This window comes from Paenarthrobacter sp. GQ52, from assembly GCF_059759005.1.
The window spans coordinates 25,153-40,118 of the sequence record NZ_JCAXEJ010000020.1 but is presented as its reverse complement, the minus strand read 5'-3'; the positions used below and the strand labels follow the sequence as shown (position 1 = coordinate 40,118).

General features: G+C 63.2%; 13 protein-coding genes. 8 read left to right on the top strand and 5 right to left on the bottom strand.

Annotated elements, in window-relative coordinates:
- Positions 1 to 133 precede the first annotated feature (133 nt).
- Positions 134 to 334 carry a YegP family protein gene (locus tag AC6CH8_RS19475; protein ID WP_498191941.1) on the top strand — a complete coding sequence of 67 codons (201 nt, stop codon included), beginning with the start codon at positions 134 to 136 and terminating at the stop codon, positions 332 to 334.
- 39 nt (positions 335 to 373) lie between these two features.
- Here AC6CH8_RS19475 and AC6CH8_RS19470 read toward each other — a convergent pair whose 3' ends face one another.
- The 3 genes from AC6CH8_RS19470 to AC6CH8_RS19460 are packed head-to-tail and all read right to left on the bottom strand — an operon-like array spanning position 374 to position 3,268.
- The gene (locus tag AC6CH8_RS19470) at positions 374 to 1,051 is read right to left on the bottom strand and encodes an NUDIX hydrolase (RefSeq protein WP_178995224.1); all 678 of its coding nucleotides are present in this window, start codon (positions 1,049 to 1,051) and stop codon (positions 374 to 376) included.
- Positions 1,048 to 1,842: an endonuclease III gene (gene nth / locus AC6CH8_RS19465; protein WP_498191940.1), complete on the bottom strand. Its 795-nt coding sequence runs from the start codon at positions 1,840 to 1,842 to the stop codon at positions 1,048 to 1,050. Before nth ends, AC6CH8_RS19470 begins: the two co-directional genes overlap by 4 nt.
- A 10-nt stretch (positions 1,843 to 1,852) precedes the next feature.
- Positions 1,853 to 3,268 (bottom strand): hypothetical protein, encoded by a 1,416-nt coding sequence (locus AC6CH8_RS19460; RefSeq protein ID WP_498191939.1) that lies wholly within the window; start codon positions 3,266 to 3,268, stop codon positions 1,853 to 1,855.
- A 470-nt stretch (positions 3,269 to 3,738) separates the two neighbouring features.
- Between AC6CH8_RS19460 and acs the strand changes: the two genes are divergently transcribed.
- The 4 genes from acs to AC6CH8_RS19440 all read left to right on the top strand — a co-directional run bounded on the left by acs (position 3,739) and on the right by AC6CH8_RS19440 (position 9,008).
- On the top strand, positions 3,739 to 5,784 hold the full coding sequence (gene acs, locus AC6CH8_RS19455) for an acetate--CoA ligase (protein ID WP_498191981.1): 2,046 nt from the start codon (positions 3,739 to 3,741) through the stop codon (positions 5,782 to 5,784).
- Between the two features lie 177 nt (positions 5,785 to 5,961).
- Entirely contained in the window at positions 5,962 to 6,750 is a 789-nt protein-coding gene (locus AC6CH8_RS19450; protein ID WP_178995230.1) for a DeoR/GlpR family DNA-binding transcription regulator, read from the top strand.
- Positions 6,751 to 6,901: 151 nt separating this feature from the next.
- On the top strand, positions 6,902 to 7,645 hold the full coding sequence (locus tag AC6CH8_RS19445) for an ABC transporter ATP-binding protein (protein ID WP_420178958.1): 744 nt from the start codon (positions 6,902 to 6,904) through the stop codon (positions 7,643 to 7,645).
- A gap of 7 nt (positions 7,646 to 7,652) precedes the next feature.
- On the top strand, positions 7,653 to 9,008 hold the full coding sequence (locus AC6CH8_RS19440) for an FtsX-like permease family protein (RefSeq protein ID WP_498191980.1): 1,356 nt from the start codon (positions 7,653 to 7,655) through the stop codon (positions 9,006 to 9,008).
- Between the two features lie 90 nt (positions 9,009 to 9,098).
- Here AC6CH8_RS19440 and AC6CH8_RS19435 read toward each other — a convergent pair whose 3' ends face one another.
- Together AC6CH8_RS19435 and AC6CH8_RS19430 are read right to left on the bottom strand one after the other, a co-directional pair.
- Positions 9,099 to 10,118: a LacI family DNA-binding transcriptional regulator gene (locus tag AC6CH8_RS19435; protein WP_091470407.1), complete on the bottom strand. Its 1,020-nt coding sequence runs from the start codon at positions 10,116 to 10,118 to the stop codon at positions 9,099 to 9,101.
- Positions 10,119 to 10,132: 14 nt separating this feature from the next.
- On the bottom strand, positions 10,133 to 11,332 hold the full coding sequence (locus AC6CH8_RS19430) for a Gfo/Idh/MocA family protein (protein ID WP_498191938.1): 1,200 nt from the start codon (positions 11,330 to 11,332) through the stop codon (positions 10,133 to 10,135).
- Between the two features lie 214 nt (positions 11,333 to 11,546).
- Between AC6CH8_RS19430 and AC6CH8_RS19425 the strand changes: the two genes are divergently transcribed.
- From AC6CH8_RS19425 to AC6CH8_RS19415, 3 genes are all read left to right on the top strand, one after another.
- Complete coding sequence (locus AC6CH8_RS19425; RefSeq protein WP_420178960.1) at positions 11,547 to 12,506, top strand: carbohydrate ABC transporter permease; 960 nt, start codon at positions 11,547 to 11,549, stop codon at positions 12,504 to 12,506.
- An 11-nt stretch (positions 12,507 to 12,517) separates the two neighbouring features.
- Positions 12,518 to 13,444 (top strand): carbohydrate ABC transporter permease, encoded by a 927-nt coding sequence (locus AC6CH8_RS19420; RefSeq protein ID WP_091470403.1) that lies wholly within the window; start codon positions 12,518 to 12,520, stop codon positions 13,442 to 13,444.
- A gap of 73 nt (positions 13,445 to 13,517) precedes the next feature.
- Entirely contained in the window at positions 13,518 to 14,882 is a 1,365-nt protein-coding gene (locus AC6CH8_RS19415) for an ABC transporter substrate-binding protein (RefSeq protein ID WP_498191937.1), read from the top strand.
- Positions 14,883 to 14,966: the final 84 nt, after the last annotated feature.

Genomic DNA, 14,966 nt, shown 5'->3' with positions numbered 1-14,966 from the left:
GGGATGACCCGCCGGGTACGGGTACTGCCAAGTAACTTTAGTTCGCCCTTGGTTCTGGCTAGTCTCACTATGTGGATAGTTTTGCTGGTCCACATCTGTGTGCAAGGAAGCATCAAAAGGGGGAAGCATTTCGATGGGTGGCAGGTTTGAAATTCTCAAGGACAACGACGAAGGTTACCGGTTCCGCCTTACTGCGGCCGACGGAACCGTCGTGGCCGTATCACCAACTTTCACGCATCTGGAAGGTGTGGTCGCCGGCATCAACGCCGTGCGGGAAAACGCCGCGACCGGACTGATCGTGGACCGTTCGACGACGGCCCGCAAGGCTGCCTAAACAGTCACCGGGGCGCAGGACCAGTCAGTTAAGGACTCGTCAGAGGTCAATATCCCGCAGCTTGTCCTTGTCCCAGGGAACGGTCCAGCCCAGTTCGTCGAAGAGGCCGCTGAGGACCAGTCCCGTGAAGCCCCATACCAGCACGCCGTTTACGGTGAAACCAGGGCTGGTATACGTGCGGCCGAACCGGGAGATGGTGGCCGTGACGCGGTTAACCGGGTCCAGGAGGTCACGCACGGGCACCCGGAAGACCTGCGCAGACTCGGCGTAGTCCACTACCCGAATGGGCGATGGCGCATCCCACCACGCCAGCACCGGCGTCACCCGGAAGTTGCTGCGAATAAGGCCAAGTTCAGGGATGACTCCGAGAACCCGGACGCCACCCGCATCCAGGCCCGTTTCTTCTACAGCTTCGCGAAGGGCAGCCGCCACTACCGACTCATCTTCCGGATCCACGCTGCCGCCCGGGAACGCCACTTGGCCCGGATGGTCGTCAAGGGTGTGCGCCCGTTCCAGCAAGAGGACATCGAGGTCGGCCGGCGCGATAGGCCGCCCCGATTCGGCAGGAATGTTGTCCAGCACGCCGAAAAGCATCAAGACTGCCGCGGCCCGGTTGGTTTCGGGGGTGACGGGAAGCTTCTCCCAGAGGGCCGTGTGCTGTTGCTGGCCGTCTTCAAAGCGGGCGACCAGCGCTGAAAGTTCCTCTAGCGCGGTCACCCGGGCCTCCTTTGCGATTCCATGCGGATCTCCGCAGCCCTGTGCGTCTCGGCCAGGAGCTTTTCCAGCAACTCTTCGTTTCCAGGCGCAAGCTCATACTTCAGCAGCTTGGCTGCCTTGACGGGGTCCGTTTCGCCCTCGCCATAGCTCGGACAGAGGCTCGCGACCGGGCAGGCACCACAAGCCGGCTTCCTGGAATGGCAGACCCTGCGACCGTGGAACACCACTCGATGCGAGAGCATGGTCCAGTCCCGGGGTTCAAACAAGTCGGCGACGTCGAACTCGATCTTCACAGGATCGTCCGAGGCCGTCCACCCGAACCGGCGGGCCAGCCGGCCAAAGTGCGTATCCACCGTGATCCCGGGAACGCCGAACGCATTACCCAAAACCACGTTCGCGGTCTTGCGCCCGACGCCGGGGAGCGTCACCAAATCTTCAAGACGTCCCGGGACCACGCCGTCGTACTCATCCACAAGCCGTGTACTGAGTGCCAGGACGTTCCTCGCTTTGGCCCTGAAGAAGCCCGTCGGCTGAAGTATGGTCTCCAGCTCCAGGGGATCCGCCTCAGCCAGGGCGCGGGCATCCGGGTAGCGGGCAAACAGGATCTTGGTGACCTGGTTGACCAGCACATCAGTGGTTTGGGCCGAGAGGACCGTGGCCACCACCAGCTCAAAGGGGTTCCTGAAATCCAACTCCGCATGCGCGTAGGGATACTTGTCAGCGAGAACCCTGTTGATCTTGCGTGCCCGGCGTTTGAGTGCGAGCAGCGAACCAGCTTCAGCGATGGCCACGGGGTGCTGCTTAGCCGCGTTCGATGTTGCTGAGCTCCCGGAGAACCCCAACCTTGCCGTCGGTGTCCTGGACCAGGAATTCATGACCGCGGTCCTCCAACGCCAGGACCCATCCGCCGGGTTCGATGGTGAAAGCGGGAGCGCCGGAGTGTTCGTCGTACGCGGTCCGGGGCTGGGCGACGGCGAACCAGAATGCCTCGTACTGTGGTGAATCTGATTCTTCCGGACGGCTGGCCGGATCCACGGTGGCGCCAATCGAGTCACTGACCCTGCGTGTGTCACCGGAGACTATGGGCGTGGCCATGGTTGCAGCCCAAGGCTGCTGAGGCGCTGGCTGAGTGGTAGCGGGCTGAGCCGCATGCTGGGTGGTGGCTGGCTCTGACGCTGTACCAGAGGCCTTTACCTCGGCGTCCTTTGCACCAAACTCTTTCCCGGACTCCGTGCGCTCCGGCGAAGAAACGGCGGGAGAAGCGCCTGCGCCGGACGGCGCGGGAAAAGATGCGGAGCCAGCGGTTGCCGGTCCGGATGTTCCGGAGCCGGTACCGTCCGCCGGCTTATCGTCGGCTGAATGCACGACGGCGGAGGCTTCGGTAGCCGGCGACGGCGTAGTTCCGTAGCTGGCCGGCGGAGCGAAGGGGCTGGAGCCTGTGGCGGCACCTGCGCCAGGAGCGCCCGCGCCGGGAGCGCCGGTGGAAGCTGCGGCTGCCGCTGTACCTGAAACATGGGCGACCGGCGCTTGGTATCCGGGCGTCGATCCTTGGAATCCCGGCGTTGAACCGGTTGTGGCGGCAGGCTTCGCCGCTTTAGGGGCCTTCGGCGCTTTGGGGGCAGCCGGTTTGCGGCTGGGGACAGCTGCCTCGCGGGCAATAACGTGAGCCGGCGTCTCAGCACGGCCCTTGAAATCAGCGGAAAGCCACGGAAGGTGAGGAGCCAGAACCGTTGCAGCCAGCAGGCCTACAGAACCGACCAAACCCAGCAGGACGCTGCCGTTGAACGAGTTGGCAATAGTGAGGAAGAACAAGGGGAACGCGAACGAGGCAACCACGGACGCGAACTGATCGACGGACAGCGAGCCAACACGGACGACTGTTCCCGGCTGCAGCCTGCGGGCCACGAAGAGCGCCACCACCACCAGCGGCAGGATGATGCCCAGCAGCAGGAAGAACAGGTTTCCGAGGTTCCAGAGGTTGTAAAGGTCCCCAAACATCGGCAGGAGCGACGCGACGAACATCAGGAGCGTGGAGCCGAAAACAGTAAGATCGCGGATGGTGAAAGGCCCGGCGACGGCTTCATACTTGGCAGCGTCGTTCTTGCCGGCAGCGTCGTTTTTAGCAGCAGCGTTGCCACCTGCAGAGGTGGCCGTTCCAGCCGTGGTGTCCGGTCCCGTCGGCTGTGAGTCGTGCGGGCCTGGGCTCAGCTGGTTCATCTATTTCTCCTTCGTACGGCGGCGTCTTGGACAGTCCGGCCCGGCGACCTCCGCGGGATTCCGCCGAGAACCGGACACGCCAGAAGTGCGTCCCAAGACTTCTTCAGCCTATGTCACCCCACTGACAGGGTTCTAGCTGAAAACGGCCATACAGCTTCGCCCACAGCAAACTCCAAGGTTCCTTATGGATTGCAGCCCACCGATCGCCCGCCGGCAGCGGCGGCCCGGGTCCGCCGTCGTGCGTCATGTAAACGGTTCCCCACCGCCGAAGCCGCCATTCGTCGCTAAATCCGCGCCGCTCACGGCCGCATTTGTGACGACGCACACGTAGCACTTCGCTAACCGATAGTGTTGATGCCGGACAGCACTCTGCGGACCCTTGAGGGACGCGCTCGACGCCGACGACGGCCCGGGCGGGGACCTCACGGCAGGATCCGCGCAGCAAAGATCGATGAATGATGAGGTTCACCATGTCCCAGGACACCACCGGATCCACGGCCACCGCTGCAGCTTCAACGGCTCAGAACGGTCCCGCCGCACACGTTGAGGCACTTGAAAACCTCCTCCACGAGAACCGCAAGTTCGCGCCGTCGGCAGAGTTCGCCGCAAACGCCGTCACAAGCGCGGACGCCTACGAAGAGGCGGAGGCGGACCGCCCCGCTTTCTGGGCCAAGCAGGCCCGCGAGCTGCTGACCTGGGACAAGGACTTCACCGAAGCCTTGGATTGGTCCAACCCGCCGTTCGCAAAGTGGTTCGTCGGCGGTGAAGTCAACGCGGCCTACAACGCGCTGGACAGGCACGTGGAGAACGGCTTGGGCGACCGCGTTGCCATCTACTTCGAAGGCGAGCCCGGCGACACCCGCACCTACACGTACGCGGAACTGACCGAAGAGGTGAAGAAGGCTGCCAACGCCTTCGAGTCCCTCGGTGTTGCCAAGGGTGACCGCGTGGCCGTGTACTTGCCCATGATTCCCGAGGCCGTGATCACGCTGCTTGCCTGCGCCAGGATCGGGGCGGTGCACTCGGTGGTCTTTGGCGGTTTTTCCGCTGATGCCCTGCGCTCCCGGATCGAGGACGCCGAAGCCAAGCTCGTTGTCACCGCCGATGGCACCTACCGCCGCGGCAAGCCCAGCGCCCTGAAGACCGCAGTGGACGAAGCCCTGAGCAAAGAGGGCCACACCGTCCAGAACGTGGTTGTGGTCAAGCGCAACGGCGAGGACGTCAACTGGGTAGAAGGACGCGACCTCTGGTGGAGCGAGACGGTAGACCTCGCAGAGAAGGAGCACACCGCCGTCGGGCATGACTCCGAACACCCGCTGTTCATCCTCTACACCTCCGGCACCACGGGCAAGCCCAAGGGCATCCTGCACACCACCGGCGGCTACCTTACGCAGGCCGCGTACACGCACAAGGCAGTGTTCGACCTCCACCCGGAAACGGACGTGTACTGGTGCACCGCCGACGTCGGATGGGTCACCGGCCACTCATACGTCACCTACGCTCCGCTGATCAACGGCGCCACGCAGGTCATGTACGAAGGCACCCCGGACTCCCCCCACCAGGGCCGCTGGTGGGAAATCGTGGAGAAGTACAAAGTCTCCATCCTCTACACCGCGCCGACTGCCATCCGGACGTTCATGAAGTGGGGCCGGGACATCCCGGACAAGTACGACCTCTCCTCCATCCGCGTCCTGGGCTCCGTGGGCGAATCCATCAACCCTGAAGCGTGGATGTGGTACCGCGACGTCATCGGTGCCAACGCCGGCAAGAACGGCGAAAAGAAGGAACACCCCGCCCCGATCGTGGACACCTGGTGGCAGACCGAAACCGGTGCGCAGATGATCGCGCCGTTGCCCGGCGTAACCGCCACCAAACCCGGCTCCGCGCAGGTTCCGCTGCCCGGCATCGCCGTGGACGTCGTGGACGAAAACGGTCAATCCGTGGCGAACGGCGAGGGAGGCTACCTGGTGGTCCGCGAACCGTGGCCCTCCATGCTCCGTGGTATCTGGGGCGACCCCGAGCGTTTCAAGGACACTTACTGGTCCCGGTTCGAGGCGATGTACTTTGCCGGAGACGGCGCCAAGAAGGATGAAGACGGCGATGTCTGGCTCCTGGGCCGCGTGGACGATGTCATGAACGTCTCCGGCCACCGCCTCTCCACCACGGAGATCGAGTCCGCCCTCGTCAGCCACCCGTCCGTCGCCGAAGCAGCCGTGGTTGGCGCCGCAGACGAAACCACCGGTCAGGCAGTGGTCGCGTTCGTCATCCTCCGCGGTGATGCCGTCAACAACGGCGACGAAACCATCCTGGAACTGCGCAACCATGTGGGCAAGGAAATCGGCCCGATCGCCAAGCCCAAGCAGCTGCTCATCGTTCCGGAACTGCCCAAGACACGCTCCGGAAAGATCGTCCGCCGCCTCCTTAAGGACATCGCAGAAGGCCGCGACACCGGCGACGCCACCACCCTGGCAGACCCCGGCATCATGACCCAGATAGCGGAGTCCCTCCGCAAGTAAGTAGTCCACGACGGCGCCGCTCACCTCTTGAGGCGAGCGGCGCCGTCGTGCGTTAAATGCCTTGCGTGACGCAGGCGTGACGTCGCCGCGCTGGGCCTTCCCGGCTCCGGAAGCCTCCCGCCCTAGACTGGAGCCAGATTCAGCCCCATGTTTGACGAGGTTCCCAGAAAGGCCCTGATGCTTCAGGCAGCACGCCACTCCGCCATCATCGACGCCGTCCAGCGGGAACGCGTGGTGCGGGTCTCGGACCTCGCGCAATTGCTGGGCGTGTCCCCCATGACCGTGCGCCGCGACATCGAAGCCCTTGAGGAAGCCGGCCGCGTTGAGCGCATCCACGGCGGAGCCAAACTGCCCGGTGATGCGAGCACCCACGAACCCGGATTCGAGCTCAAGTCCACGCAGCTGACCGCGGAGAAACACGCAATCGCCGTTGAGGCCGCGTCCCTTGTCCAGGAAGGCATGGCAATCGGCCTCGGCGCCGGCACCACCACATGGGCCTTGGCGAAGGAACTCGTCAACGGGCCCCGCATCACCGTGGTCACCAACTCGGTGCGCATCGCCGACCTCTTCCACCACGGCTCCTCATCCGGCCCCGCACGCTTCGGATCCACAGTGATCCTCATCGGCGGCGAGCGAACACCGTCCGACGCCCTGGTGGGCCCGATAGCCACATCCTCGCTTAAGCAGCTCCACCTGGACGTCCTGTTCCTGGGTGTCCACGGCATGGATGGCCACGCAGGTTTCACAACCCCCAACCTCCTGGAAGCGGAAACCAACCGCGCCTTCATGGCATCTGCCCGGAGCACCGTTGTCCTGGCCGACCACAGCAAGTGGGGCGTGGTGGGCATAGCCTCGATCGCCCAACTGGAAGAGGCCGACGAACTGATCACGGACTCACTGCTGGGTGAAGACGCCCGGCGCGTACTGGCCGAGAACGTTGCAAAACTTAGGATCGCCGAGGCCTAACCCAACTAGGTCGCAGTTGAGCGCGTTCTGAGAGCTCAAAACGCGCTGTGCTGCGACTTAGGTGGGTCTCATACCCCGGGTGGAGGCCGGCCCGCAGAGTTCAGCCGCGGGACTGACGCCTCAGGATAGGGGTCGCAGGGATGCTGGATATATGAACGCCATCCTCCACGCCCAGCAGCTCACCAAGCACTACCCCGGCAGCATCGCTTTGGACCACGTCGACTTCACAGCAAACTCCGGCGAGTCCATTGCGATTATTGGACCCTCAGGTTCCGGTAAGACCACCCTTTTGCACTGCCTCGCCGGGATTTTGAGGCCCGACGCCGGTGCCATCACCTTGAACACACCGTCCTCACCTTTGCGGCTGGACACGTTGGGAGATGCAGCGCTGTCCCGCCTGAGGCGCGAGGAGTTCGGCTTCGTCTTCCAACAAGGCATGCTGCTTCCGGAGCTCACTGCCTTGGAAAACGTGGCGCTGGCGCTCATGCTCAACGGCACGGATCGCAACACTTCAGAGGCGAGGGCCGCCGAATGGCTTGGCGCGTTGGGGCTGGCCGGGATGGAACAACGCCGATTGGGCGAGCTTTCCGGTGGACAGGTGCAGCGTGTGGCTATCGCCCGTGCCCAGGTCACGGGCGCCCGGGTTGTCTTCGCGGACGAGCCCACCGGCGCTTTGGACTCGGCGACCTCCAAGGAAGTCCTGGACGTACTCCTTCACTCCGTAGCTGCCAATGGCCGGACGCTTCTGGTGGTCACCCACGATCCCAACGTTGCTTCCCGTTGCCAGCGCGTTGTGGAGTTGCGCGACGGCAGGATCGTGGCAGATAGCGGCAGCCCCGTTCCGGCTCCGACGCAGGCCGCCACCGCCAACTTCAAGGGTGCCTTTAATGTCTAGTCTCTCCATGGCCCTGCGCCTCACGCCATATCTCGCCCGAAGCAACGGGAGCAGCTTCCGGGAAACCGGTCTTCGCGATGCCGGGCTCCCGATCCTCGCCTTTGGGACGGTCACCGCCCTGCTGCTCACCGTGGCCGGAGGTTCACAGGTCTTCTGGTCCTGGTCCGACGACATCGCAGGCACCTACCAGGCATTGGCCGTCGTCGCCATGGTCTTGCTCATCATCCCGTTGTTGACGCTCGGTGCCTCGGCCGCCCGACTCGCCGCCCGTCGTCGTGATGACCGCTTGGCTTCCCTGCGGTTACTTGGCGCCAACAGCGCGACGGTGGTCTGGATGACAGTCATTGAGTCCACCGTCCTCGCCGCCGTGGGAGCGTTGGCAGGTGCTGGGCTATATGCCTGCATGGCGCCGTTCCTGGGGCTGATCCAGTTCCGGGGCCAGGCAATCGGGAGCCACGCGTGGCTGTCAGTGCCGTCCATCCTCGGCTGCGTTCTGGCCGTCTGTGTCCTTGCCGCGGCGAGCGCCGCATTGGGGCTCCGGAAAGTTGTGGTGACACCGCTGGGTGTCCGGACCCGGCAAACGGCCGACGGCGCGCACTGGGTTCGCGGACTCATCGCGGCTGTGGTGGTGGTTGTTGGAGTGATGGCGATGGGGATGCTCAGCAGCTTCGGTGCGTTCATAGTGATCATTGCCGTGATGGGGGGTTGCTTCGGGCTGGCGCTGCTGGCATTGAACCTCATGGGACCGTGGATCCTGCGATTGAGGGCGTCGTCCCAGCTCAAGCGCGCCAAACGACCTGAGCAACTGCTGGCCGCGCGGACTGTGTTGGAGAGCCCCAAGGAATCGTGGCGACAAGTCGGGGGCGTCGCGATGACCAGTTTTGTGGGGGTATTCGTGGGTGTCGGCATGGCTGTGGCCGACACCATGGGCGCCGGCGCTGACGCTGAAGCAACGCTGCTGGTCCGGGACATCAACACCGGAGTGATGATCACCCTGCTGGGCTCGTTCCTGATGGTTGCGTGTTCTGCGGGTGTGAACCAGGCCGCTGCCGTGCTGGACCGGGCTTCCACCTTGGTGGCACTGGACCGGGTTGGGATGCCACGGAAGCTTATGGTGGCGGCGCGGGTCAAAGCCGTGATGTCGCCGCTGTTCCTGGTGGCGGGCATTTCAGCTGCCGCGGCTGCCGTCCTGGTCCTGCCGCTCACGGGTGCTGCGCTGCTGACCCAGCCCGTGGTGATCCTCACCATCGGCGGGGTGTTTGCCGCCGGCTTCCTTCTGGTCCGGCTGGCCGTGGCCGCGGGCACGGCGCAGATCAGCCAGGTGCTGGCCCGCCCCGAGCGTTACGCCAGCATCGACTCGTAACCCGGCCAGCCGCCGTCGTAATCCCCCGCGAGGTGGCAGTTAATGACGGTGTTTCCCACAAACATTGGCATTAAATGCCATCTCGGCGGGCTATTTGCAGCCGCAGGACTGTCGGATGATCAACTCGGTGGGCAGGATCTGGTGCTGCAGTTCATCGCCGCGGCCCTTGCCCACCAATGCCTGCACTGCGGCTTCGGCCATCGCTTTGACGGGCTGGGCAACAGTAGTCAGCGCGGGCCAGCAGTATTCGGCGTCCAGCGAGCCGTCGAAGGACACCAGCGCAAGGTCCTCGGGCACACGAACGCCTGCCTCATGCAGCGCCCGAAGGATGCCGATGGCTTGCATGTCGTTGCTCGCGAAGATCGCGGTGGGGCGATTGGCCATGGCGAGGAAGCGTTTGCCTACCTCGTAGCCGCCCGGACGGCTAAAGGGACCGTGCAGCATAGGCCCGTCCGGCAGCCCGGCGTCGCGCAAGGTGGCCAGCCAGCCCACCTCGCGCCCATCCAGTTGGTTGCCGGTATTGGTTCCGATTGCCAGGCCAATATTCGTGTGCCCGTGACCAATGAGATGTTCCACGGCAGCACGCGCTCCGGCTTGGAGATCGACACCCACGCTACTAAGTCCCGGGGGCGACCCTGCATTGTTCAGGAGCACCGACGGAATCTCCGAAGCCTCCAGTTCGGTGACATCGGGATCGAACACACAGCTGGCCAAAAATACACCGTCCACCTGACGGGCGGCCAACGTGCGGATGTTCTTGCGTTCGCGCGTCAGGCTTCCGTCCGAGTTGGTGAGCACCATGCCGAAGCCAAGTTCCGCTGCGGCGTCTTCCACAGCGTGGGCCAGCTGCGTGAAAAACGGGTTGGTGTTGTCAGGAACCACCACGCCAATGGTCTCGCTGGATCCCAGCTTCAGGGCCCGGGCGGCGGCGTTGGGCCGGTAACCGAGAACGCGGATGGCGTCGCGGACCTTGGCTTCCGTCGCCGGGGCAACGTTTTTGGGCCCACCGTTCACCACATAACTCACGACGGCGGTACTCACCCCGGCGTACCGGGCCACGTCTTTGCGTGTAACCGGGCCGCGCGAGGTTTGTACCGCCGAAGTTGTCATGAGGTAAATGCTAGCTACTCCACGGGAGCATCACCGAAGTCGCGGATGGGAAGGCGCTCACCGCCACGAAGCGCAGACTCGTGGGCCACGATTCCCGGCAACGTAAACCGGGCCGCCACCCAGGCGTTGACCGGAGGAAGGCTGCGGTTATTCACGGCCGTGACGAAGTCGTCCACCAGGAACTGGTGGCTTCCTTCATGCCCGTTGGGCGCTCCCAGGAACTCATGGGGAAGCCTGGACTGGTCATGTACTGGAGCCAGCCCAGAGATGAAGGCGTCCCGCAGCTCAGGGGCCACGTCTGCCAGCGAGGGGTCATCCAGGGACATGGTTGGCTTGGTTTCCACCTGCTGGGACACGTCTTCCACGGTGGACTTGTCCTGCCACACCGTGGTGGTGGCAAGTTGCTCAAAGCTGGCATCGGTGCCAAAGAAACGGAAGCGGGACTCGCGGATATGCGACGGGTATCCTACGCGGCGCATCTCGTTGGTGCGCATCGCGCCGCCGTCGTTCATTTCAAACAGCGCCGTGGCGTTCGAGAAGTCGTTGGCGAACATGCTGACGTCCTTGTCGAAGACCCCATCGCCACGCTGGTCCTTCACGCCGATGCAGCTGACGCTGACCGCATGTCCGGGGACGGCTCCGAGGACGCCGCCGATTGCGTGAGTGGGGTAAAGCATGGGCGGGTAGCTGGCGGTTTCCTTCCACCGCTCTCCGCCGCTGTACTGGTATGCCTCATAGAAACCGAGATCCATGTCGTGGACGTAGTCGCCTTCGGTGTAGAAAATCCGGCCAAACTTGCCGGCCGCATGTTGCTGCCGGGCGAAGACGGTGGCTGGGTTGTAGTAGCTGGTCTCGCCCATCGCGTAGACCAACCCGGTCTCACGCACGGCCTCGATGATCCGTTCGATTTCCTCTTCGGAGATGGCCATGGGTACCGCTGAATAGACGTGCTTTCCGGCCCGCAGGGCACGCTCGACGAGTGGCCCGTGCGTCCACCGCTGCGTGAAGATGGCGACAGCATCGACGTCGGACTCCAACAGCTCCTCGAAGCTGCCCATCACGCCGTCCAGCCCCCAGCGTTCCTGCGCAGCAGTAGCCCGCTCGGGAAGTTCATCGATGGCGTAGACCGCACCGACGCCGGGGTGGAGCTTGAACAAGTGGGCGAATTGGCTGCCGAACTGCCCGGCACCCACAACACCGATCGAAAACGTCATTGTTTACCTTCCCTGGGGCTGCCGAAGCAGCCTCCGCTACGTCCTTCATGTGATTTCCCGTCGAGTCTTGCACTGCCATCTACTCGAGTCAACAGAAGCAACATAATTGAACATTTCCCACCAAAATGTTGCGGATGCTCTTGCGCTACCGGAATCTACTCGTGTAGATTCTCATCCAGTTGTTACTCACATCACAGTTAGGAAAGGGTCGACGATGACCACGCTAACCAAGCAACCAGATCCAGGGCTCTCCGTCAGGGTGCCGCGGAAGTCACGGAAGCGGGGAAAGCCATCCGACGGGTTCCGCGGCATCGGGGACCTGAAGGTCGCACTCTTCTTCATCGCTCCGGCGATGGTCGGATTGATCCTCTTCTACCTCGTCCCGACCATCCGGGGCATTTACCTCAGCTTTACCGAGTACAGCATTCTGGGCGACCCGGAATGGATTGGTGCACGGAACTACGAACGCATAGCCAAGGATCCGCTGTTCTGGAACGCCTTGGGCGTCACGTCGGAATACGTGGTGATCAACATTGTCCTTCAGACGGCGTTGGCCCTGGGCCTTGCAATCCTGATGCACCGGGTGGCAAAGTCGACCCTCATCCGCGGTGCGCTCCTGATGCCCTATCTGATGGCGAACGTCATTGCGGCCCTGCTGTGGTTCTGGATGCTTGACTACCAGATCGGCGTCATCAACCAGATCATCGAATGGACCGGACTGCCCAGGGTGGCCTTCTTCGGCAGCGAGCAATGGGCCATCCCCACCCAGGCGCTCATCAACACTTGGCGGCACATGGGCTACACAGCGCTCCTGATCTTCGCCGGGCTCCAAGCCATCCCGAACAGCGTCTACGAGGCCGCCAGCATCGACGGTTCCAAGGCCGTGAGCACTTTCTGGCGGATCACCCTGCCGCTGCTGCGACCAGTCCTGGTACTCGTCCTCGTAGTGACCGTGATCGGTTCCTTCCAGGTCTTTGACACCGTTGCCGTTACCACGGCCGGTGGGCCCGTCAACGCGACCCGCGTGCTGCAGTTCTACATCTACCAGCGCGCCTTCAATGAACAGGATTTCGGCTATGGATCCGCCCTGGCTGTCATCCTCTTCCTCATCCTCGCCATCGTCGCTTTCATCCAGATGAAATTCCTCCGCGGCAACCAGTCGGACCTGGACTAAGGACACACGCCATGACCACTCTTGCATCGCCCAAGAACGGCGGCCGCCGTCGCCCGCTCAGCCGTCCCTTCAACTGGCGCCGAGCCATCGCCCTGACCCTCCTTGCCCTGGCCGTCGCCGTGAGCATCCTGCCCTTCTACTGGGTGCTGCGCACAGCCCTGTCCTCCAACGGCTCCCTCGCCGCAAACTCCGCCAACCTGCTGCCGGCCGACTTCAACCTGGGCGCATTCAAGCGTGTCTTCGGCCTCCAGAGTGCCTCCGAAGCCATCGCAGAAGGCGGCTCGGGAGCTTCGATCAACTTCTGGCAGTACCTTTGGAACTCACTGCTCTTCTCCGGCATCACGACAGCCTGCGCGGTGTTCTTCAGCTCAATGGCCGCCTACGCTTTCTCCCGGCTGCGGTGGAAAGGCCGCGACGCGGTCTTCTCCCTGTTCCTTGCCACCATGCTGGTTCCGCCGATCTTCACCGCCCTGCCCAATTTCCTGCTCATCAAGAACCTGGGCCTGCTGAACTCCATGCTCGGACTCGTGCTGCCTTACCTGTTCATGACCCCGTTCGCGATCTTCTTCATGCGCCAGTTCTTCCTCAACATGTCCAGGGAAGTTGAAGAGGCTGCAATGCTCGACGGCGCCAAGCACTGGCGGATCTTCTTCCAAATCATCATGCCCAACGCCGCTGCCCCGATCGCGACCCTGGCCCTGCTGACCTTCATGGGTCAATGGAACGAATACTTCTGGCCCCTGCTCGTAGGCACCTCCGAGGAATCCAGGGTGCTCACCGTGGGACTGGGAGTCTTCAAATCCCAGTCCCCGCAAGGGGCGCCGGACTGGTCCGGGCTCATGGCCGCAACGCTCGTGTCCGCCACGCCCGTGCTGATCCTCTTCGCCATCTTCGGCAAACGAATCGTCAACTCCATCGGCTTCAACGGCACCAAATAGCTTTCTCTACCTCCCGCACGCGGAAACCGGCATGTGCCGGAACGCACCCCATCCCGTCCTGAAAGGACCAACCATGATGAACAAGAAGGCATTAGGCACCGTCGCCGTCGCAGCAGCTGCTGTCCTCGCACTGTCGGCCTGCTCAGGCGGAAGCTCCGGAGGGAGTTCCGGAGGAGACGCTGCCCAGGGCGAGATCAGCTACTGGCTCTGGGACGCCAATCAACTCCCTGCCTACGAGCAGTGCGCCACTGACTTCACCAAGGCCAACCCGGACATCACCGTCAAGATCACCCAGACTGGTTGGGACGACTACTGGTCCAAGCTCACCAACGGCATGGCCTCCGGCACCGCACCGGACGTCTTTACGGACCACCTGTCCAAGTACCCCGACTTCCTCAAGACCAAGCAGTTGGTGGCCCTTGACGACAGCATCACGCAGGACAAGATAGACCTTTCCCAGTACAACGAAGGCCTCGCGGACCTCTGGGTGGGTCAGGATGGCAAGCGCTACGGCCTGCCCAAAGACTGGGACACCGTCGCACTGTTCTACAACCAGAAGATGGCCACCGACGCCGGCATCACCCCTGAACAAATGGGCTCCCTGACCTGGAACCCGGAGGACGGCGGAACCTACGAGAAGGCAATCGCCCGACTCACTGTGGACAAGAACGGCAAACGCGGCGACGAGGCAGGCTTCGACAAGAACAATGTTGCCGTCTACGGATTGGGCCTGCCAGGCTCCGATGCGGAGAACGCCGGCCAGACGCAGTGGAGCTACCTGTCCGCCACCACTGGTTGGACCACCACAGACAAGAACCCCTGGGGCACCCACTTCAACTACGACGACAAAAAGCTCCAGGACACCATCGACTGGTGGGCCTCGCTCGCAGTGAAGGGCTACATGCCCAAACTTGAAACCACGGTTGGCGCCAACGCAGCCGACAGCTTCGGCGCAGGCAAGGCCGCCATCAACAGCAATGGTTCCTGGATGATCGGCCAGTACACCGGCTACAAGGGCATCGACGTCGGCATCGCCCCCACACCTCAGGGCCCCGAAGGCAAGCGCGCCTCCATGTTCAATGGCTTGGCCGATTCCGTTTGGGCGGGCACCAAGAAGAAGGACGCCGCCATTAAGTGGGTCGAATACCTCGGCTCCGCCGCCTGCCAGGATGTCGTGGCTTCCAAGGCCGTCGTGTTCCCGGCCATCACCACCTCCTCCGAGAAAGCCGCAGACGCCTTCAAGGCCAAGAACGTGGACGTCACTGCCTTCACCCAGCACGTGAAGGACAAGACCACCTTCATGCTCCCGATCACTGACAACGCTTCCAAGGTTTCTGGAATCATGAAGCCGGCAATGGACGCAGTGATCGCGGGCAAATCCCCCGCCAGTTCACTGACGGCCGCCAACGAACAAGTCAACGCCCTCTTCGCGAAGTAACAACCCACCCGTAGCACCCCCACCCGTTGTGGGGCCCGCTCTGCGCGTTTTCGTATCGAAATAGCGTGCAGAGCGGGCCTCACA

Bases quoted from the DNA above. Each gene is read 5' to 3' on its own strand.
- AC6CH8_RS19475 (WP_498191941.1), top strand. From the start codon at position 134: ATGGGTGGCAGGTTTGAAATTCTCAAGGACAACGACGAAGGTTACCGG.
- AC6CH8_RS19460 (WP_498191939.1), bottom strand. From the start codon at position 3,268: ATGAACCAGCTGAGCCCAGGCCCGCACGACTCACAGCCGACGGGACCG.
- acs (WP_498191981.1), top strand. From the start codon at position 3,739: ATGTCCCAGGACACCACCGGATCCACGGCCACCGCTGCAGCTTCAACG.
- AC6CH8_RS19450 (WP_178995230.1), top strand. From the start codon at position 5,962: ATGCTTCAGGCAGCACGCCACTCCGCCATCATCGACGCCGTCCAGCGG.
- AC6CH8_RS19445 (WP_420178958.1), top strand. From the start codon at position 6,902: ATGAACGCCATCCTCCACGCCCAGCAGCTCACCAAGCACTACCCCGGC.
- AC6CH8_RS19440 (WP_498191980.1), top strand. From the start codon at position 7,653: ATGGCCCTGCGCCTCACGCCATATCTCGCCCGAAGCAACGGGAGCAGC.
- AC6CH8_RS19435 (WP_091470407.1), bottom strand. From the start codon at position 10,118: ATGACAACTTCGGCGGTACAAACCTCGCGCGGCCCGGTTACACGCAAA.
- AC6CH8_RS19430 (WP_498191938.1), bottom strand. From the start codon at position 11,332: ATGACGTTTTCGATCGGTGTTGTGGGTGCCGGGCAGTTCGGCAGCCAA.
- AC6CH8_RS19425 (WP_420178960.1), top strand. From the start codon at position 11,547: ATGACCACGCTAACCAAGCAACCAGATCCAGGGCTCTCCGTCAGGGTG.
- AC6CH8_RS19420 (WP_091470403.1), top strand. From the start codon at position 12,518: ATGACCACTCTTGCATCGCCCAAGAACGGCGGCCGCCGTCGCCCGCTC.
- AC6CH8_RS19415 (WP_498191937.1), top strand. From the start codon at position 13,518: ATGATGAACAAGAAGGCATTAGGCACCGTCGCCGTCGCAGCAGCTGCT.